15 protein-coding genes are annotated in these 19419 nt (G+C 62.4%); 7 read left to right on the top strand and 8 right to left on the bottom strand.

What is annotated here, in order from left to right:
- Window positions 1-65: 65 nt before the first annotated feature.
- Complete coding sequence (locus ACK3R5_RS02985; protein ID WP_411965564.1) at window positions 66-779, top strand: phosphoribosyltransferase; 714 nt, start codon at window positions 66-68, stop codon at window positions 777-779.
- A 113-nt stretch (window positions 780-892) separates the two neighbouring features.
- Complete coding sequence (locus tag ACK3R5_RS02980) at window positions 893-1870, top strand: AEC family transporter (protein ID WP_411965563.1); 978 nt, start codon at window positions 893-895, stop codon at window positions 1868-1870.
- Window positions 1871-1978: 108 nt separating this feature from the next.
- Here the strand turns inward: ACK3R5_RS02980 and ACK3R5_RS02975 are convergent, their stop codons facing one another.
- The gene (locus ACK3R5_RS02975; protein ID WP_411968029.1) at window positions 1979-3583 is read right to left on the bottom strand and encodes a Na+/H+ antiporter NhaC family protein; all 1605 of its coding nucleotides are present in this window, start codon (window positions 3581-3583) and stop codon (window positions 1979-1981) included.
- Window positions 3584-3867: 284 nt separating this feature from the next.
- On the opposite strand from ACK3R5_RS02975, the gene mtnP reads away from it, so the two are divergent.
- The 3 genes from mtnP to ACK3R5_RS02960 all read left to right on the top strand — a co-directional run bounded on the left by mtnP (window position 3868) and on the right by ACK3R5_RS02960 (window position 5832).
- The gene (gene mtnP, locus ACK3R5_RS02970; protein WP_411965561.1) at window positions 3868-4728 is read left to right on the top strand and encodes an S-methyl-5'-thioadenosine phosphorylase; all 861 of its coding nucleotides are present in this window, start codon (window positions 3868-3870) and stop codon (window positions 4726-4728) included.
- Window positions 4729-4845: 117 nt separating this feature from the next.
- The gene (locus ACK3R5_RS02965) at window positions 4846-5220 is read left to right on the top strand and encodes a cyclic nucleotide-binding/CBS domain-containing protein (RefSeq protein WP_411965560.1); all 375 of its coding nucleotides are present in this window, start codon (window positions 4846-4848) and stop codon (window positions 5218-5220) included.
- An 87-nt stretch (window positions 5221-5307) separates the two neighbouring features.
- Window positions 5308-5832 carry a DUF5518 domain-containing protein gene (locus ACK3R5_RS02960; RefSeq protein ID WP_411968028.1) on the top strand — a complete coding sequence of 175 codons (525 nt, stop codon included), beginning with the start codon at window positions 5308-5310 and terminating at the stop codon, window positions 5830-5832.
- Window positions 5833-5898: 66 nt separating this feature from the next.
- On the opposite strand, the gene ACK3R5_RS02955 is transcribed toward ACK3R5_RS02960, so the two are convergent.
- The 4 genes from ACK3R5_RS02955 to ACK3R5_RS02940 form a co-directional block, all read right to left on the bottom strand.
- Window positions 5899-6891, bottom strand: a complete 993-nt coding sequence (locus tag ACK3R5_RS02955; protein WP_411968027.1) for a segregation/condensation protein A — start codon at window positions 6889-6891, stop codon at window positions 5899-5901.
- On the bottom strand, window positions 6884-10594 hold the full coding sequence (gene smc, locus ACK3R5_RS02950; protein WP_411968026.1) for a chromosome segregation protein SMC: 3711 nt from the start codon (window positions 10592-10594) through the stop codon (window positions 6884-6886). The genes ACK3R5_RS02955 and smc overlap by 8 nt, the downstream gene beginning before the upstream one ends.
- An 83-nt stretch (window positions 10595-10677) precedes the next feature.
- The gene (locus ACK3R5_RS02945) at window positions 10678-10980 is read right to left on the bottom strand and encodes a chromosome segregation protein SMC (protein ID WP_411965556.1); all 303 of its coding nucleotides are present in this window, start codon (window positions 10978-10980) and stop codon (window positions 10678-10680) included.
- A 157-nt stretch (window positions 10981-11137) separates the two neighbouring features.
- Entirely contained in the window at window positions 11138-12460 is a 1323-nt protein-coding gene (locus ACK3R5_RS02940) for an amidohydrolase (RefSeq protein ID WP_411968025.1), read from the bottom strand.
- Between the two features lie 149 nt (window positions 12461-12609).
- On the opposite strand from ACK3R5_RS02940, the gene gatB reads away from it, so the two are divergent.
- Window positions 12610-14100 carry an Asp-tRNA(Asn)/Glu-tRNA(Gln) amidotransferase subunit GatB gene (gatB, locus tag ACK3R5_RS02935; RefSeq protein WP_411965554.1) on the top strand — a complete coding sequence of 497 codons (1491 nt, stop codon included), beginning with the start codon at window positions 12610-12612 and terminating at the stop codon, window positions 14098-14100.
- Window positions 14101-14167: 67 nt separating this feature from the next.
- Here gatB and ACK3R5_RS02930 read toward each other — a convergent pair whose 3' ends face one another.
- The 3 genes from ACK3R5_RS02930 to ACK3R5_RS02920 form a co-directional block, all read right to left on the bottom strand.
- The gene (locus ACK3R5_RS02930) at window positions 14168-14347 is read right to left on the bottom strand and encodes a hypothetical protein (protein ID WP_411965553.1); all 180 of its coding nucleotides are present in this window, start codon (window positions 14345-14347) and stop codon (window positions 14168-14170) included.
- A 77-nt stretch (window positions 14348-14424) separates the two neighbouring features.
- Window positions 14425-15105: a hypothetical protein gene (locus ACK3R5_RS02925; RefSeq protein ID WP_411968024.1), complete on the bottom strand. Its 681-nt coding sequence runs from the start codon at window positions 15103-15105 to the stop codon at window positions 14425-14427.
- A 61-nt stretch (window positions 15106-15166) separates the two neighbouring features.
- On the bottom strand, window positions 15167-16621 hold the full coding sequence (locus tag ACK3R5_RS02920; RefSeq protein ID WP_411968023.1) for an MATE family efflux transporter: 1455 nt from the start codon (window positions 16619-16621) through the stop codon (window positions 15167-15169).
- A 256-nt stretch (window positions 16622-16877) separates the two neighbouring features.
- Here ACK3R5_RS02920 and ACK3R5_RS02915 point away from each other — a divergent pair, with 256 nt between their 5' ends.
- Complete coding sequence (locus ACK3R5_RS02915) at window positions 16878-19400, top strand: DNA topoisomerase I (protein ID WP_411968022.1); 2523 nt, start codon at window positions 16878-16880, stop codon at window positions 19398-19400.
- Window positions 19401-19419: the final 19 nt, after the last annotated feature.

Below are 19419 nucleotides of genomic sequence, written 5' to 3'. Positions count from 1 at the left end.
GGTCGGGACGAGACGTACAGATTAAAGGGAGTCAGGCCCCCCACTACGGACGGTGAACAGAAGTCATGGGCGACCTCCCCGACGAATTTAAGTGCACCATCACAAACTGGGAGTACATTTACGGACTCTGTCGTGACGTCTCGGACGACGTCAAGTCCTCAGAGTTCGAACCCGAAGTCATCGTCGCGCTGGCACGCGGCGGTTGGTTTGCGGGACGCTGTATCTGTGACTTCGTCGGTCTCGACGACCTGACGAGTCTCAAGATGGAGCACTACGTCGGTACTGCCCAGAAGTCGAACGAACCGGAAGTCCGCTACCCCATGCCAGAGGGGAGCGTCGAAGGCAAAGACGTGCTCATCATCGACGACATCGCCGACACCGGCGGGTCTATCGAACGGGCCTACGAGTACGTGACCGACCGAAACGCAGGTGAAGTCCGCACGGCGACGCTTCAACTCCTCCAGACGAGCGAGTTCGAACCCGACTACGTCGGTGAGCGTCTCGAAGAGTGGGCGTGGGTCGTCTATCCGTGGAACTTCATCGAAGACATGATCGACCTCGTCTCGGGCGTCATGTCGAAGGCCGACGAAGAGACGTTCGAGTTGGACGACATCCGTCACTACCTCTCTGAGTACCACGACGTAGACCGTATCGAGATGGAGATTGCCCAACCCGACCGGATGACAGAAGTCATCCAAGAGATGGAGCGACGTGGCGTCGTCGAATCCGCCGGCGACGGTGCGTGGCGCCTCCTCGACAACGACGGCCTCGGTGCCTGAACCGTCTCCGTCGTCTCAATTTCCCCAATTTCGACACGCGCCCCGGACATCCACGCAGTTCTCTTCGGGACGGAAGCGAAACGTTGGTGAGCGTGACATCCGTCGCCACGAGTATGTCGTCACTTCTGTCTATCTTCGTCACGGCACTCTTGCCTATCCTCACCATCGGCGCGGTGGGGTTCGTGCTGGGTCGCTTCCGCGACGTCGACCCGGACCCGCTCAACACCGTGACGGTGTACGTGCTCGCGCCAGCACTCGTCTTCTACAGTCTGGCGACGACCGAACTCGCGGGGGCGACGCTCGCGACTATCACCGGGTCCGTCGTCGTCTACCACGTCGTGATGATTCTCGTCGCCGGCGGCGTCGCTCGACTCCTCGGCATCTCCGAACCCCTCCTCGGCGCACTCGTGCTCGTCGCGGTGTTCCCCAACTCCGGAAACTACGGCATCCCCGTCAGTTCGTTCGCCTTCGGTGACACCGGGCGCTCGACGGCAGTCGTCTATCTCGCGGTCCAGAGTGTCCTCATCTACACACTCGGCGTCTACATTGCCGGGCGTGGCGCGTCACGTGACGACGACGGCCCCGCAGCGTGGCGTGTGGGCATCTCCCGCGTCCTCAAGATTCCCCTCGTCTACGCCGTCGTCGCCGCTCTCGCCGCACGGTGGCTTGGCGTCGTCCCGCCGACGAGTCTCCCTGCCATGCAGACGCTGAAACTCGTCGGCGACTCCTCGATTCCGGTGATGCTCCTCATCCTCGGAATTCAACTCGCCGGGGCTGACCTCGGGTCGACACTCAGAGAAGTCGGCCTCGTCGCGGTGTTGAAGATGGCCGTCGCGCCGGCAGTCGCCGTCGGCATCGCCCTCGTCGCCGGGTTCGGGGACCCTGTCGTCGCCCGCACGTTCGTCCTCGAATCCGCGATGCCCGCCGCCGTGACGCCGCTCATCCTCGTCGGCGAGTTCGGCGACACCGAAGTCGGTGGGGCGATTCCCGTGGCCGAGTTCGTCTCTGCTGCCGTCTTCGCGACGACGCTCCTCAGCGTGCCGATACTCTCGGTTCTCATCTTCCTCCTCGACGCGGGCGTCGTCGTATAGGCCCAGATTCGTCACACAGACCGCACGAGATATCGGGCAGGCGTGTGGGCTACGGAGACAGCGCTCGTGGACCGAGTGTCGTGCAGAATAAGTGGATTGAACGCGACGTTAGTCGTCGCTGCTCACGTTTCGCGCGGATGCCTTCGACGAAGTCGGTTTCGCCGAGAGGTTCTTCCGCCGAGCGTCCAGTTCGGAGAACCCGTAGACGAGGCCCACGAGCGTGAGAATCCCGACCGGAAGCAACACGAGCGGTGTGACGTTCGTTGCACCGTACAGGAAGTACACCACGATGGTGGCGAGGAGCACGGTGAACGCGTAGTACATCTGTGTCCGGACGTGGTCGATGTGGTCCGCCCCTGCGAACGTCGACGCGAGGACGGTCGTGTCCGAAATCGGCGAACAGTTGTCACCGAAGATGGCACCGCTGAACATGGCACCGATGGCGACAGCGATGAAGCTCGGGTCGTTCCCACCAATCGTCCACGCCAACGGGATGACGATAGGCGTCATGATGGACATCGTCCCCCACGACGTCCCGATGGCGAAGGAGATGAACGCCGAGGTGATGAACACGACGACAGGCACCATCATCGGCGAGACGACGCCCTCCGCATACTGCGTGACGTACGCCCCGGTTCCCAGTGCACTCGCGACGGCACCGATAGACCACGCCAACACGAGGATACTGACTGCTGGGAGCATCGTCCCGAACCCATCGAGAACCGTCTCCATCGCCTGACCGAGTGACATGATGTCCTCGCTCAATCCGACGACGATGGCCATCGTCACCATCGCGAACGAGCCCCAGACGAGGGCCGTCGCGACGTCGGTGTTACTGACCATCTCGACGGGCGTTCGACCGGGTGCGTAGCCCATCATCGCCGCACCGCCGATGACGACGGAAACGAGCGCGACGACTGGCAGGAAAAACACTCGCAGCGGGGCATTGTTAGAGAGCGGTTCGCCCAGTTCGTCCTTGATGTTCTGGAGCGGTTGTGCGTCCTCCCGAATGACATTCCCCGTCCGCTGAGCGCGTGCCTCGGCGTCGAGCATCTCTCCGAAGTCACGTTGCGTGATGACGATGATACCGACCATCGCGATCGCGAGAATCGCGTACACGTTGAACGGGATACTCTGGATGAACGTCGCGGCAGCAGAGGGAGTCTCTGCCTGGATGCCGAGTTCTTCGTACTGGTTGGCGATGAGACCGATCTCGAAGGCGACCCAACTCGAGATACCGATAGTCGCGACCGGTGCGGCAGTCGAGTCGAGCAGATACGCCAACTTCTCGCGCGACATCTTGAGTTCGTCGGCGAGGTTCTTCATCGAACTCCCGACGATAGCGTTGTTCGCGTAATCGTCGAAGTTCCACAGGATGCCGAGTAACCACGTCGCGATACCGATTTTCCTGTGTGAGTCGATTCGTTTCGTCGCGAAGTTGGTGATAGCGATTGCACCCCCCAACCGCCAGATGAGTGCAATCCCAGCCCCAATCTGGAGCGTGAACACCAGAATCTTCGCGTTGAACGTGCTTCCACCGATCGAATTGACGATCCAATCGTACAACTGTGCGACACCTGTACCACCAGTGTAGATGATTCCACCGACCCAAACACCGATGAAGAGCGACAGCATCGCCCTGCGGGTTGCAACCGCAAGGACAATTGCCAACAGTGGTGGTACGAGCGACAGTACGCCGAATTCTGACGCCATGTCAATTGATTACATAGGACATTGTTAAAATATCTTATTGATGATCGGCTGTCACTATTCGGTGGCGTTGACCGGTCAGCACTGCTGAACACCGGTGGGACACGACGAAACTGGTTGGCACAGAGCCAGATTCACCGGTCACCAACCGGCGGGCCGAAATTCACGCACTGTCTCCTCGACGCGGGCGTCGTCGTCTGACTCCCGAATCGAACGTCGTCTCACGGTGTCTCGCCGTCGAACCACCGTTTCGCCACGATTTTGTGCGCTCTCTTCTACCTTCGAGTATGAAAATCGGATTTATCGGCGGCAGCGGTATCTACGAAGCACTGCCTCTGGAGAACACCCGTGAGGAACCAGTCGAGACGCCGTTCGGTGAACCGTCGACGACGCCCATCGTCGGCGAATTCGGCGACACCGGGCGCGAAGTCGTCTTCCTGCCGCGACACGGCCCCGACCACCAGCACTCGCCCACGACGCTCCCCTACCGTGCGAACATCTTCGCACTGAAGAAACTGGGCGTCACCCACATCCTCGCCAGTAACGCCGTCGGCAGTCTCAAAGAGGACCTGCCGCCGCAGACGCTCGTCGTCCCGGACCAGATTTACGACCGGACGAAACACCGCCCACTGACGTTCTTCGACGAGGGTATCGTCGTCCACCAACCGTTCGCCATGCCGTACGACGAAGAACTCGTCTCCATCCTCGCCGAAGCGGCCGAGGAAGCGACTGACGCCGACGTACAGGAAGGCGGGACCTACGTCTGCATCGAAGGCCCCTCGTACTCCACGAAGGCCGAGAGCGAACACTACCGCGCACAGGGATGGGACGTCATCGGCATGACCACCATCCCGGAAGCGAAACTCGCCCGTGAGGCCGAGATCGCCTACGCGACTATCACCGGCGTCACCGACTACGACGTCTGGAAAGAAGACAGCGAAGTCACCCTCGACGAGGTGCTGAAGAACGCCGCCGCCAACGAGGAGTCCATCAAGGAGACTGTCGAAGCGGCCATCCGCAAGATTCCCGACGACCACGAGACGGACAGTCACTCCGCGCTCGAAGGGACCATCAACACGCCCGACGAGGCCATCCCTGCCGAGACGAAGGAGAAACTCGCCCCGCTCATCGAGACGTACGTCGACTAATCGGTCGGTACCGGGGGCACTCCCCGCTCGATGTCCGTCGAGTACGGCGTCTCTCGGTGACTGACGTCACTGTCACTGCGTACACTTTCATAACCCCCCGTACAGTTCGTTAGGTCAATGAGTTCTTCAAAGAGAGTAAGAGTCAAAGATGTAATGTCCTCACCGCTGGAGACCATCGCGAAAGATGCCACCGTGATGGAGGCCGCCCAGCAGATGCGGGAGAAAGATATCAGCGCACTGGTCGTCCGGACCACGCCACGCGCGATTATCAGCAGTACGGACGTGCTCGACGCCGTCGCTAACGGTGAAGACGTCTCGAAGTTGCTGGTGACAGACGTGATGACCACCGACGTCGAGACTGCGACTCCGGACCTCTACATGGAGGAAGTTGCGGCGATGATGACCACCTACGGTATCAAACACCTCCCCGTCGTGGACGACGACTACGTCGGGATGATATCTTCGACTGACGTCACCGCTCACCTCTCGTAACGGCGACCCGCACACCCGGAGGTCTGTCGCTGTCGCCTCGTGGGAATCACTCGCGCAGTATTTTGGTTCACGGAACCAACTACAGGCATGTCTACAGAACCAACCACCTACCCCACGCTGGACTCGTCTGCGACCGCGTCCCGAGGAGAGAACTTCTACCTCCACGCGTTGTTGGGTGCCGTCGTCACCTTCTTCACTGCCATCATCCCCTTTTCGCCCGTCATCGGCGGGGCAGTTGCGGGCTACCTCCACGCAGAGGGGACGGACCGTGGGATACGAATCGGTGCGGTATCCGGACTCATGGCGTCGCTCCCACTGGTCGCGATATTCGTCCTCATGTTCACCGTCATGTCTATCGGGTCGTTCGTGACCGGTGAAGTCGCCGGACCCGTGTTCGTCATGGTGATGGTCGGCATCGTCTTCCTGTTGGTGGCGCTGTACACCGTCGGCCTCAGCGCCGCTGGTGGCTATCTCGGAGCATCGTACGCGGCGTCGCGGGCCGAGAAAGTAGCCGCGAAGGACGAACACCAGTCAGAGATGGACGAGACGGCCGTTGAAACCGACATCTCCGAACGCGACGAACCCACTGCCACCGAAGACGACGGGAGATAGACCGGGTCCATAGCTCAGTGCTCGCTGGTCGACCAGCAAGTGGAGAGACGCCACAGCGTACCGTCGTCAGTCGTCGGCAACCGCTTCGACTTCCTGCTCGGGTGCCCCTTCTTCGTCGCCGACGTCGTCGAACACGTCGGGATTACGAATCCAGAGGTCACCGAAGAGTTCGTCCTGCTTGAGGCGGACGACACTCCGGTGTGAGAGGAACAGGAGGGCGAGATACGTCGTCATCACGGTGTCGGCGACGTGCCGAATCTCGGCGAAGAGCACCTCGTCGCGGCCCTTCTCGTAGTGTTCTGTGAGTACCTCACCGACTTCCTCGACGACGTCTTCGATGTGTTCGTTGTGTGCGGTTCCCGTGACGTCGTCTTCCGTCGGTTCGCCGGCACCGCGCATCTCGCCGGGCGTATGGTAGTCGAGCGTCTGTGTCCCCCGAGAGTACCCACGCGGTGACTGGGAGGTGTCGTACTCGCGGCGGCGCTTCCACCACGACCCACGCTCGGCCTCCCGGAGTTCGTGGACGAGTTCGTCCAGTGTCTCGGGCGACCCGCGAGCGTGTTTGCGTTCGAGACGGCGGTCCATCTCGTCTTCGAGTGCGTCGATTGGGTCGAACCCGACGCCGTCGTCGCCGGGGTGCCCCTCGTCGCCACCGCCCTGCATAGCGAGTTCCCACGGTTCGAGTTCCGCCTCCTCCGGTTCGTCTGGCGCGAGCAGTTCGTCGGACTTCATCCGCAGGAGGACGCTCGCGTAGAATAGTGCCCGGCCAGTGGTCCGCAGGTCCATCGCGTCGAGTCGTTCGAGGAACGCGTCCGTCACGTCGACGATGTCGATGTCCCACGGGTCGATTTCGCCCTCTTTGGCGAGTTGCACGAGCAGTTCGACCGGTTCGACTTCGTCGTCGTCGGACTCCGAGACGTCGCCCGGGAGTACGTCGTCGACGGTGTCGGGTTGCTCGTCGGCGTCGAGGTTCGAGTCACCCGAAAACGAGAACGTCTCGCTGTCCTGTGACTCCTCGCGGTCACGCGAGAGGTTCAACGCCGGGATATCGTCAGTCATCCGCTGGGACCTCCGGTTTCTCTTCGTCGCCGCCACCGCCGTCGTCACCGTCGTTATCGTCGTCGCTGTCGTCGTCGCCGCTGTGGCCTCCGTCGTCGCTATCGTCGCCGTCGCCACGCTCGTCTCCGACCGCCGCGCTCGCGTCGTCGCCACCGAACTGGATACCAGTGACGGCGCTGACGTTGTCGCCTTGCATCGTCACACCGATTGCTCGCTCGGCGCGTTCGAGCAGTGCAGAGCGGTGTGAGACGACGACGAACTGCGCGTCTCCCGCCAAGTCGTCGACCATCTGGCCGACGCGTTCGGCGTTCGCGGCGTCGAGGAAGGCGTCGACTTCGTCCAGCGCGTAGAACGGTGCGGGGTTGTGTCGCTGGATGGCGAAGATGAAGGCGAGTGCCGTCAGCGACTTCTCGCCGCCGGACATCGCGTCGAGTCGCTGAATCGGCTTGTCGCCGGGTTGGGCCTTCATCGTCAGGCCCTCCTCGAATGGGTCTTCGGGGTTCTCCAGATGGAGGTGGCCCGTCCCGTTGGAGAGTCGCTCGAAGATGTCGGTGAAGTTCTCCGCGATGGCGTCGAACGACTCCATGAACGTCTGTTTCTTCTGTGACTCGTACTGCTCGATGCGTTCTTGGATGGCGTCGCGTTCTTCGACCAGCACGTCGCGTCGTTCCTGGAGGTCTTCGAGGGCCGCCTTCACCTCGTCGTACTCGTCGATGGCGAGCATGTTGACGGGTTCGAGTGCCTCCATCTCCTCGGTGAGGCGCTCGATTTCGGATTCGACGGTGTCGTGGTCGGGAATCTCGTCGGGGTCGTACTCGCCGACCTGCGACTGGAGTTCGTCGATTTCCCACTCGAGACGCTCGGCGGCAGACTGCAGACTCTCCACCTTGGATTCGACCGCGTTCACCCGGTCTTTCTTCTCGTCACGGGCGCTTCGTGCCTCGCGGAGTTCCTCCTGGAGTTCGCGCCGGTCTTCTTTCAGGTCGACCAGTTCCTCTTCGAGTTCCGCCACCGCCTCACGTTTCGCGTCGAGGTCATCCTCGCGCTCTTCTATCTTCGACTCGGCGTCCGCGATGGCTTCCTTCGCCTCTGCCTTGCGGTTCTGTGCGGCCTCGACCGTGTCGTGAAGGTCGTCTACCGCGTCCTCGGCGTACTGCTTTTCGAGTTGAACCTCGTTGAGACGCCCGTCGAGCGTCCCCATCCGGTCTTCGAGTTCGTCGATATCGGCACGAATCTCGTCGGCCTTCGCGGTGAGTTCGGGTATCTCCGAGTCCGCGAGTTCCTGTTCGATGTCCGCGATGTCGGATTCGACCGCCGCAATCTTCTCGTCGAACTCGGCAATCTCGTCGTCGAGTTCGGACATCTGCTCGTCGACCGACTCACGCTCTGACTGGAGTTCGTCCAGTCTGTCGTTCAGACGGTCGATATCGGCTTCCGCGTCCTCGATATCCTCCTCGGCATCTTCGATTTCGCCTTCTATCGCCCGAACTCTGTCCGCCGCGTCGGAGGCCCGTCCGCGGGCGTCTTCCAAGTCGTCGTCGATGTCGCGAATCTCGCCGTTGAGCGAGCGACGCTGGTCTTCGAGTTTGGTAATCTCCTTGGCGATGCGTTCGAGACGCCCCTCGCCGGACTTCGAGAAGGAGTATCGAGAGCCACCACCGGACCCGCCGGTCATCGCGCCGGAGCGTTCGACCAGGTCACCGTCGAGAGTGACCATCCGATAGTCGCCCATCAGGTCGCGAGCGGTCTGCATGTCCTCGACGACGAGCGTCGACCCGAGGACGTACGAGAAGATAGATTCGTATTGGCTGTCGTAGTCGACGAGGTTGCGCGCGAAGTCGACGACGCCGGGGTGAGAGGGCTTGCGCGGCAGACTCCGGTCGTCCATCTTCGTGATGGGGAGGAACGTCGCCCGCCCCGCGTTACGGGACTTCAGGTGGTCGATACAGGACGACCCCACGCCGTCGTCGTCCACGACGACGTTGGCGAGGCGGCCACCAGCGGCCGTCTCACAGGCTTTGGCGTACTCGCCGTCGACCGACCCGAGTTGGCCGACTGCGCCGTGAACGCCCGACATGCCAGCGTTGAGAATCGTCGTGACCGCTCGTGGCCACGAGTTGTCGCCGTCCGACCCGGCACGTGCTTCGAGACGGGCGTACTCGCTTTGCTTGCTCTGGAGTTCGTCGTTGACCTCCGAGAGTTCGTCTTTCAACTCGGACTTTTCGGCCTGTAAGTCCTCGATGATGCCGTCTATCTTTGCTTTGTTCTTCTCTGCAGTGTCGAGTTCGCTGTGCAGGTCAGACAGCGTCGCCCGCAGTTCGGGGATGCGTTCGTGTGCCGCCTCGATGTCCGCTTGCGTCTCGGAAATCTCGTTCGAGCGCCGCCGAGCGTCGTCGAGGAGGCGGTCTTTCGCACGCTGTCGGTCGTTCTTCTCGTCTTTGTACTCGCCGAGCGTCTCTTTGTTCGCTTCGAGTTCGGACTTCAGTTCGTCGAACTCGGTGTCGACGGAGTCGATTTCGGCCTGTACTTCGGAGAGTTCGACCTGTTTCGACTGGATGTCGCTTTTGACCGACGCCTTCTCGACTTTGATTTCGCGGATGTCGCCCGACAGGTCGTCTATCTTCTCCTGCTTGCGGTCGATGTCGACGAACGCCTTTCGGCGTTCGGCCTCGGCGTCGTCGCGTTTCTCTTCGGCCGCTTCGATGGCGTTTTCGAGGCGTGCGATGTCGCCTTTTATCTCCTCCATCTCCGACTTGATGCGGAGTTGTTCGTCCTCACCCTTGCGCTCGATTTCGTGGGTCAGGTCTTCGAGGTTCTCTTCGAGGCGGGTGACCTTCCCCTGACGCTCGTCGAGTTCTGCCTGGAGGCCTTCGAGGTCGGATTCGGTCGATTCGATGCGCGACTCCGTTCGCGACAGGTCGTCGCGCTTGTCTTCGAGTTCCGCCGCTTTCAGGTAGCCCTCGTACTCTTCTTTCTCGTCACGGAGGCCTTTGTACTCCAACGCCGTCTCGCGTTCGTCCGCGAGCTGGTCGAGGCGGCCTTCCTTCTCTTCGATGCGCAGGCCGGCCTCGTCGACGTGTTCTTGGACCGCCTCCAACTCCTCGAAAGCGGCGTCTTTCTTCGCGTCGAACTCCGCGACGCCCGCGATCTCGTCGATGATGCCCCGACGCTGATAGGGCGTCATGTTGATAATCTCGGTCACGTCGCCCTGCATGACGACGTTGTAGCCTTCGGGTGTGATGCCGGCCTGCGCCAGCAGGTCCTGAATGTCCGAGAGGTTGACCGACCGTTCGTTGAGGTAGTAGTACGAGTAGTAGTTGTCCGGCGTCTCCTTGACGCGGCGCTTGATGGTAATCTCGTCCACGTCGCCGACTTTGTCGGTGCCGGCGGCGTTGACGACCTGTGACCGGTCGAGCGCCCCCTCGGAGTTGTCGAGGACGACGGTGACGCTCGCCTCTTTGGGTTGTGCGACGCCCTCGTCGCTCCCGTCGGCGTGGCCGGGGTTGTAGATGAGGTCCGTCAGCTTCTCGGCGCGAATCCCGCGGGTGCGGGCGAGGCCGAGGGCGAACAGGACGCCGTCGATGATGTTCGACTTCCCGGAACCGTTCGGGCCCGTAACGACCGTGAAATCCTCGTAGAACGGGATACGGGTCGGCCGCCCGAAGCTCTTGAAACCGTCAAGAACGAGCTCTTTGATGTGCATGTGTTGGTGTTCACGCGGGCGACGCCCGCAAGGGGACGCGCCGCATGGACACAGGGCGCGTCTACGTCTGTCAGCGCCTCCGATTACGCGACGATGATGTCGTCGTCGGGAGCCTGACTTTCTTCTTCGTCAGCATCGTCGGCTTCGTCCGTTTTAATCTCATCGCCGTCGGCCGAGTGCTCCTCGGCGACGTCTTCGGAGACGGATTCGTCTGCCTGTTGCCAGTCGCCGCGGCGGCTTGCGGCGCGCGTGGGCACCTCCACGTCGTTCGCGTCTTCCATTTGTCGGAGCCGTTCCTTGGTTTCGACAAGTTCCTCGGTGAGTCCGTTCACCGCGGCCTGCAGCTCTGCAACCTTCGATTCAAGTTCCTCCACCCGATTACTCATGGGTAACATAGCCCCGCGCGTGAGACATAAATGTGCGTCAGACAATCACCGGAAATGTGATACGTGTGTGACTGGTCCCCCTGATTCGGCCGCCACAGGGGGCAAATGTCAGTCGTGGCCCGACTTCACGCGGAGGTCGTCGCTCGATTTTACGTGGTCAGTCGCGGTACGATTCGCTCGTCGTCGATCGGAAGTTCCGAACCTCTTCGAGGTACGATTCACGCGACCGTTTTCGCGATTTCGCGTCTCGGAGGTCGGCCATCGCCTCCGAATCGGTGAGGGCGTCGACGAGCATGCAAGCCGTGAGTTTGGCTGGGATGACGTACGCCATCTCCTCATCGACGACGCGGAAGTCGCGGGCGTGGACTGCGCCCTCGAACCCGCCAGTCCACGGGTGAATTCCGGGGACGAGTTGCGTGATGTCGCCCATGTCGGTCGACCCCGAGAGGTGCTGGTCGCCTTCGGTGATGGCGTCCGGTCCGACGATGTTTCGGGCGTTCTCGTCGTACAACGCTGCGAGCGTCTCGTTCGTCTGCAACGGCATGTAGCCGGGGTAGTCTTCGATTTCGACGTCGCCACCGACGCCCATCGCACCGGATGCGAGTGCCCGGTTGACCGACTGGTTCACCTCCGAGACGGCCTCGATGGACGCCGCGCGGACGTACGATTCCATGGTCACTTCGGCCGGAACGACGTTCACGCCGTCGCCGCCGCGCGTGATAATCGGGTGGACGCGAACGTGGTCCTCGTCGCGGAAGGTCTCACGCTGGGCGTGGACCGCGTTCATCCCGAGCATCGCGGCGTTGAGGGCGTTGATACCCTCTTCTGGGGCCGCGCCTGCGTGGGCTTCTTTCCCGCTGTAGGTGACGAACTTCCCGACGAACCCGTTCGTCGAGAAACTACTCGTGATGGTTCGGTCCGGCGTGTTGCTGCCGGCGTGCATCATCGCCGCGACGTCCCAGTCGTCGACGTAGCCGCGGCGGATGAGTTCCTGCTTGCCACCGAAGAACTCGATGTCGCCCGCGTCGAGGAGTTGCCGTCGATAGTCGAGGTCGAGGTACTCTTCGGCGGGGACGGCCACGAACTCGACTGTACCGTCGAGGTCGTCGACGACGCCGCTCCCGACGAGACCGATGGCGGACCCGACGAGGTGGGCGAGTTGGGCGTTGTGCCCGCATGCGTGGACCGCACCTGTTTCGGGGTCTGCGAGCGGGTGGTCGGGATTGACGAGCGCGTCGAGTTCGCCGAGGACGGCCGCAACGAACTCACCAGTCCCTGCCCGAGCGCGGGCCCCAGTAATCGCGAGTTCGGTCTCGACGTCGAGGTCAAGGTCTTCGAACATCGAGACGACTTTCTTCGTCGTCTCGACCTCTTTGTACCCGAGTTCGGGTTCGGACTGCACGTCTTTCGCGAAGGCGACGATATCGTCTGCACGGGCGTCGATGGCGTCGCAGACGCGTACTTTGAGTTCCTCGGTCATCTGGAATACGTGTCGAGAGGAAGTGTGACGTGATAAGTGGACCCGGCACCCGGGGCGAGTCGACTGAGAGTCGGACGACGTGACGTCGATAGCCGACCCCTCGCGCCCGTCCCGTTAGTCTTTAGCCTACCGCCGTCGAAGCGCGCCCAATGACTGCGCAAGCGCTCGAACAGCGCGAACTCGCGGTCGTCATCGGGTTGGAAGTCCACGTTCAGCTCGAGACGTCCACGAAGATTTTCTGTGGCTGTTCGACCGAGCCTGCTGAAGACGAGGAGCCGAACACTCGCGTGTGCCCGGTCTGTCTCGGCCTCCCCGGTGCACTCCCTGTACTCAACGAGAAAGCCGTCGAGTCGGCGGTCAAAATCGGCAAGGCGCTCAACGCCACGGTTGCCGAAGACACTCGGTTCCACCGGAAGAACTACTACTACCCCGACCTGCCGAAGAACTTCCAGATTACCCAGTACGACGCGCCCATCTGCGCCGACGGCACGCTGGAAGTGTCCGTCGAAGGTACTCGCCGGAAAATCGGCATCACGCGTGCCCACCTCGAAGAGGACCCGGGGAGTCTCCAGCACAAAGGCGGCAGCATCGACACCGCGGACTACACGCTCGTCAACTACAACCGCGCCGGCACGCCGCTGATGGAAATCGTCACGGAACCCGACTTCCGGAGTCCGCAGGAGACGCGCGCGTTCCTCGCCAAACTCGAAGAGGTGCTCGAATATCTCGGCGTCTTCGACGCCACCCGTGATGGCTCTCTCCGCATCGACGCCAACATCTCGCTCGTCCCCGCCGACGAAGTCGACGAAGACGGGTCTATCTCCGAGGAAGCACTCGCCGCGGCCAACCGCACCGAGGTGAAGAACATCTCCAGTCACAAGGGTGCAGAGAAGGCCCTCGCCTACGAAGTCACCCGGCAGAAGAACGCCATCAAGCGCGGCCGTGCCGTCGAACAGGAGACGCGCCACTGGGACGAATCCCGCGGCATCACCGTCTCGATGCGCTCGAAAGAAGAGGAAAAAGACTACCGGTACTTCCAGGAGGCTGACCTCCCGCCGCTTCAGGTCGCCCACTGGAAAGCGGAGATTCCGATTCCGGAACTCCCGGACGCCCGCCGCGAGCGATTCCAAGAGGAGTACGGCCTCGACGAGGAGTCCGCCTCGAAACTCACCTCGACCAAGGAAGTCGCCGACTTCTTCGAAGACGTCGCCGCCGAGTTCGACGCCGACCTGGCCGCGACGTGGGTCGCAGACAACCTGCTGGGCGAACTCAACTACCGCGACATGCTCATCACCGACGTGTCGGACCGCCTCGACGAGTTCACCCGCCTCGTCGAACTCGTCGCTGACGACGAGGTGACGACGAAGAACGCCGAAGAAATCGTCCTCCGGAAGATGCTCGACGAGGGCACCGACCCCGACACCATCGTCGACGAAGAGGGACTCGGCAAGGCCGACGACGACGAAATCGGCGGGTTCGTGCAGGACGCCATCGACGAGAACCCCGACGCAGTCGCCGACTACCACGACGGCGAAGGTGGCGCACTCAACTTCCTCGTCGGACAGGTCATGCAGAAGTCCAAGGGGAGCGCCGACCCGGGCACGGTGAACCAACTGCTCCGCGAGAAACTCGACGAATAATCCGACTGTTCGGGGCGGCGCGCGCCGCCTCGGTGGTCGTTCGCTTCTCCGACTCGTCCGATGCCGTCTAGTCCGTCTTGTGGCGGACGTACTGTTCGAACGTGACGAACTCCGTCGACCCGCAGGCGGCGCATTCGTCGGGCGCACTGTAGTGGTACGCACCCGATTCGCGTCTCACCGTCCCGGCGTACACCGAGTGGCATCCGTCACAGACGTATCGCTCTGGCAGTTCTGGTGTGTGCGACATAGGTCTCTATTGTTGCTCGAGGTACATGATACTAGCTTGCCAAAATCGCCGAGCACGCGACTGGTGACACCCCCCGGTCAGTCGTGAGTGAGGAGTATCGCCACCCCGTAGACGACGGCGAAGAACGACAGGATAGCTTCGGCCGTCGGGTTCGACGCCATCCCGCTCGAACCGGACTGGTAGACGACGTAGTACTCGCCGTCAACTTCGAACACGCGTCCTTCGCCCTCGTCCGCCCAGAGTGGTTCGTCCGTCCGTACTCGCTCCTGTCGAATCGCCTGTTCGGCGGCCGAGTCCGGATAGGTCGACAGCGACTGTGCAACGTCGTCGAGGGCACTCGCCGCGGAGACGCGTTCTGTCGAGAGGACGAACTGGCCGTCGTCCCACGTCGAGTTGTACGCGTAGACCCGGCCATCACTGTACGCGAGGTACTCCTCCTCGGTGGCGAGATAGCCCGACGTGCTCGAGACGATGGTGGGGTGGTCGACTTCGACAGTCCGATTCAACGTCAGCGCTTCCAGCGTGCAGTACCGCGTGTCTGCCGTCCCCCACCAACAGTCGAATCCGTCGATGCCGTGGTACATATCGTACCGTGCACCCTCGTCAGAGACCACCAGACGGTTCTCTTCGACGGTTATCTCGGCCGATTCGTACGTGTAGTCGGTGCCAGTCAGTTCGAGTGCTGGCCCCCAGAACGGGTTCGTCACGAGGAGGAGGGCGACGAGGAGGCGGCGGGTCTGCGGGGAGGGCAGTCGCATACTCACTCGCCACACTCCTGTAGAAAAGTCGTTTCGGCTGTCAGGTCGATGTCCGGGCCACTCAGTCGTCGTCCGCCGCTGGAACCGCGTCGTGGTCCAACACGCCTTCACGCCACGTGCCGGCGCGGAACCACGCGACTGCGACGACGAACGACACGACTGCACCGACGACATAGGCCCACCAGAGGCCTTCGACGCCCCACCCGAGACTGGAGACGGGGCCGAGGCCAGGGACGGTTACCGTCCACGTGAAGGCGACGACGATGGCGACGGGGACGCGGAATATCCATCGCGAGAGGAACGACAGCGCCATCGCGGCTTTCGTGATACCGGCCCCACGGAACGCACCCTGAATCACCATGACGGCACCGAAGAAGGCCCACGACGGAGCGACGATGCGGAGGAAGGTGATGCCCTCGTCGATGACGGCCTGGTCGTCGATGAACAGACGCATGGACTCGGCTGGGAACGCGACGACGACAGCGGCGGCAGTAAAGAGCATCCCCATCGTCGCCGCCATCGCCGTCCACGTGACAGATGCCGCCCGGTCGGGTGTTCTGGCACCCAAGTTCTGTCCGACGCCCGTCGCCGTCGCCTGTCCGACCGCCCCCGAAACCGACCACGAGACGGACATCAGACGAACGCCGATACCGTAGGCGGCAGTCGCGACTGGGCCGAACCGAGCGACGAACCCGGCCATGACGACGGCAGAGAAACTCCGTGCCCACCCGTCGAGCGTCGCCGGCGACCCGATATCGACGAGTTTCTTCAGGCGCGCCGGGTCGGGTCGTAAGTCGGCGAGATGGAGTTTGACCCCCCAGTCTCCGCGGAGCAGAATGTAGACGCCGGCTACCGTCGCGAACAGGCGTGCGACGAACGTCGCGATGGCAGCGCCGCGCGTCCCCATTCCGGGCACCGTGAGGTCGAGTCCAACGACGGAAATTGGCCCGGTTCCGAGGATGAGAATCGGGTCGAGGACGACGTTCAGCCCCGCCGAGACGACCATCAGCCACATCGCCGTCTTGGTGTCGCCCGCTCCCTGCAACGCAGCGCGGAACGCGAAGAAGAGGAACGTGAGCGGGAGCGACAGGAAGATGACTTCGATGTACGCGAGCGCCTCTGTGAACACGGCACCACGTGCGCCGATGAGCGTCAACAACTGGTGTCTGAAGACGAATCCGAACGTCGCGAGCGCGACGGAGACGGCGACGGTGAGGAGAATGGTCTGTCCGACGACGTGGTCGGCCTGCCTGTCCTCGCCCGCGCCGACGTGCTGAGAGACGAGTGCGATGGTCGCCGCGGTGATACCCATCGCCGTCGAGACGAACATCCAACTCATCGGGAACATGAGCGAAACCGCGGCGACAGCGTCCGCTCCGACACGGCCGACCCAGAACACGTCTGCGAGGTTGTAGAGTGTCTGGAGGAGGTTCCCGGCGACGAGTGGCCAGGAGAGCGTGAGGAGCTTCGGGGCAATCGCCCCCTCTGTCATATCGATGCGCGAATCGCTCGACACGTTCTGGAGGTTAGCGTGAATTGCGTTAAGAATGTGGGTCTCGAATTTCGTCCGTGCAGTGTGTTCACACCCGTCCAGTTTGGCAGTGTGTTCGACACAGATTCAGACAGGGTGTTCGACGCGGACTACTACACCTCTCACGCGCGGGGCGTGCGCGCTCTCGGTCGCGCACACCCACATATGCACGCGTTGAGGCTTCTACACCCTGAATTCGGGCACGAAAGGTTTAGGACTCCCCCCGACATATCGCCGGCCAATGAGTCGTGGCCCCGACCTCATCATTACAGAAAAGGACAACGCCGCGAGGCGTATCGCCGACATCTTGAGCGGCGAGACGGCCTCCGCAGAGCGAATGAACGGCGTGAACGTCTACAAGTGGGGCGGCAAGCGCTGTATCGGCCTGTCGGGTCACGTCGTCGGTGTTGACTTCCCTCCGGAGTACAACGACTGGCGTGACGTCGAACCGGTCGAACTCATCAGCGCTCCCGTCGAGAAACACCCCACTCAAGAGAACATCGTCGCTGCCCTCCGACGACTCGCCCGCCGTGCCGGCAACGTCACCATCGCCACAGACTACGACCGCGAAGGTGAACTCATCGGCAAGGAGGCGTACGAACTCGTCCGCGAGGTGAACGAAGACGTCCCCGTCGACAGAGTTCGCTTTTCGTCCATCACGGATCGCGAAGTGACAGAGGCGTTCGAGAACCCCGACGAACTCGACTTCAACCTCGCCGCCGCCGGCGAGGCACGGCAGATTATCGACCTCGTGTGGGGGGCCGCGTTGACGCGGTTCCTCTCGCTTTCTGCTCGCCAACTCGGTAACGACTTCATCTCTGTCGGTCGGGTGCAAGGGCCGACGCTGAAGCTCATCGTCGACCGCGAGCGCGAAATCGAGGCGTTCGACCCCGAAGACTACTGGGAACTGTTCTCGAACCTGACGAAGGACGTCGACGGGGCCGCCGAATCCTTCGAAGCCCAGTACTTCTACCTCGACGACGACGACACCGAAGCAGAGCGCATCTGGGACGAAGCGGCCGCCGAGTCGGCTTACGAGACGCTCCTCGGTGTCGATACCGCGGAAGTCACGTCGGTCAACCGCCGCACACGAACCGACACGCCACCCGCGCCGTTCAACACCACGCAGTTCATCCGCGCCGCCGGGTCTATCGGCTACTCCGCCCAGCGGGCGATGAGCATCGCAGAAGACCTCTACACCGCAGGTTACATCACCTACCCCCGGACCGACAACACGGTCTATCCGGACGACCTGGACCCGCGGGAACTCCTCGGCGCGTTCGAAGGTGACCGCCGGTTCAAGGAGGACGCCGAATCCCTCCTCGAACAGGAGGACATAGAACCGACCGAAGGCGACAACGAGACGACCGACCACCCGCCGATTCACCCGACTGGCGAACTCCCCTCCGCGTCGGACCTCTCCGAGGACGAGTGGGACGTCTACGAACTCGTCGTTCGGCGCTTCTTCGCCACCGTCGCGGAAGACGCCGTGTGGGAACACCTCCGCGTCGTCGCCGAGGCGGCCGGTCTGTCGATGAAGGCCAACGGCAAGCGCCTCCTCGAACCGGGCTACCACGAAGTCTACCCGTACTTCAACTCCACCGAGTCGTTCGTCCCGGACGTCGAAGAGGGCGAGTCGCTCGCGGTGACCGACACCCACCTCGACGCCAAGCAGACTCAACCGCCCCGTCGCTACGGGCAGTCGCGACTCATCGAGACGATGGAGCAGATGGGTATCGGAACGAAAGCGACCCGTCACGACGTGATTCAGAAACTCTACGACCGTGGCTACATCGAGAGCGACCCGCCGCGTCCGACCCGCCTCGCACGCGCCGTCGTGGAAGCGTCGGAGGACTTCGCGAGCCTCATCGTCAGCGAGGAGATGACCTCGCAACTCGAATCCGACATGATGGCCATCGCCCGCGGCGAGGCCACACTGGAGGACGTCACCGACGAGTCCAAAGAGATGCTCCAGGACGTGTTCGAGGGGCTGATGGAGTCCCGCGAGGAACTCGGCACGCAACTGCAGGACTCGCTGAAGGCCGACAAGACGGTCGGTCCGTGTCCCGACTGCGGCGGTGACCTCGTCGTCAGAAAGAGTCGCCGCGGGTCGTACTTCATCGGGTGTGACTCCTACCCCGACTGTACGTACACGCTTCCGCTCCCGTCGACGGGCAAGCCACTCATCATGGAGGAAACGTGCGACGAACACGACTTACACCACATCAAGATGCTCGCCGGGCGCAAGACGTTCGTCCACGGGTGTCCCCTCTGTAAGGCCGAAGAGGCCGACGAAGAAGAGGACATGGTCATCGGAACGTGTCCCGAGTGTGGTGAGGAACACGACGGAGAGTTGGCAATCAAGCGCCTTCGCTCTGGGTCGCGTCTCGTCGGCTGTACCCGCTATCCCGACTGCGACTACTCGCTTCCCCTCCCGCGGCGTGGCGACATCGAAGTCACCGACGACTCGTGTGACGAACACGACTTACCGGAACTCCGCATCACCTACGACGGCGACAGCGAACCGTGGGAACTCGGCTGTCCCATCTGCAACTTCCGCGAGTATCAGGCACAGCAGAACGGCGAGGGCGGGTCCGAGTTAGAGAGCATCAAAGGTATCGGCGCGAAGACGGCCGAGAAACTGAAAGACGCCGGTATCGACGACGTGAAGACGTTGAAGGCGGCCGAACCGGACGACATCGCCGCGAAAGTCGAAGGCATCGGCGCGGACACCGTTCGGAAGTGGCAGTCGGCGGCGGACTAACGACCGTCCGGCACGACAA

This window comes from Haloferax sp. YSSS75, from assembly GCF_046764215.1.
GTDB lineage: Archaea > Halobacteriota > Halobacteria > Halobacteriales > Haloferacaceae > Haloferax.
This window is presented reverse-complemented; position numbering and strand designations above follow the sequence as displayed.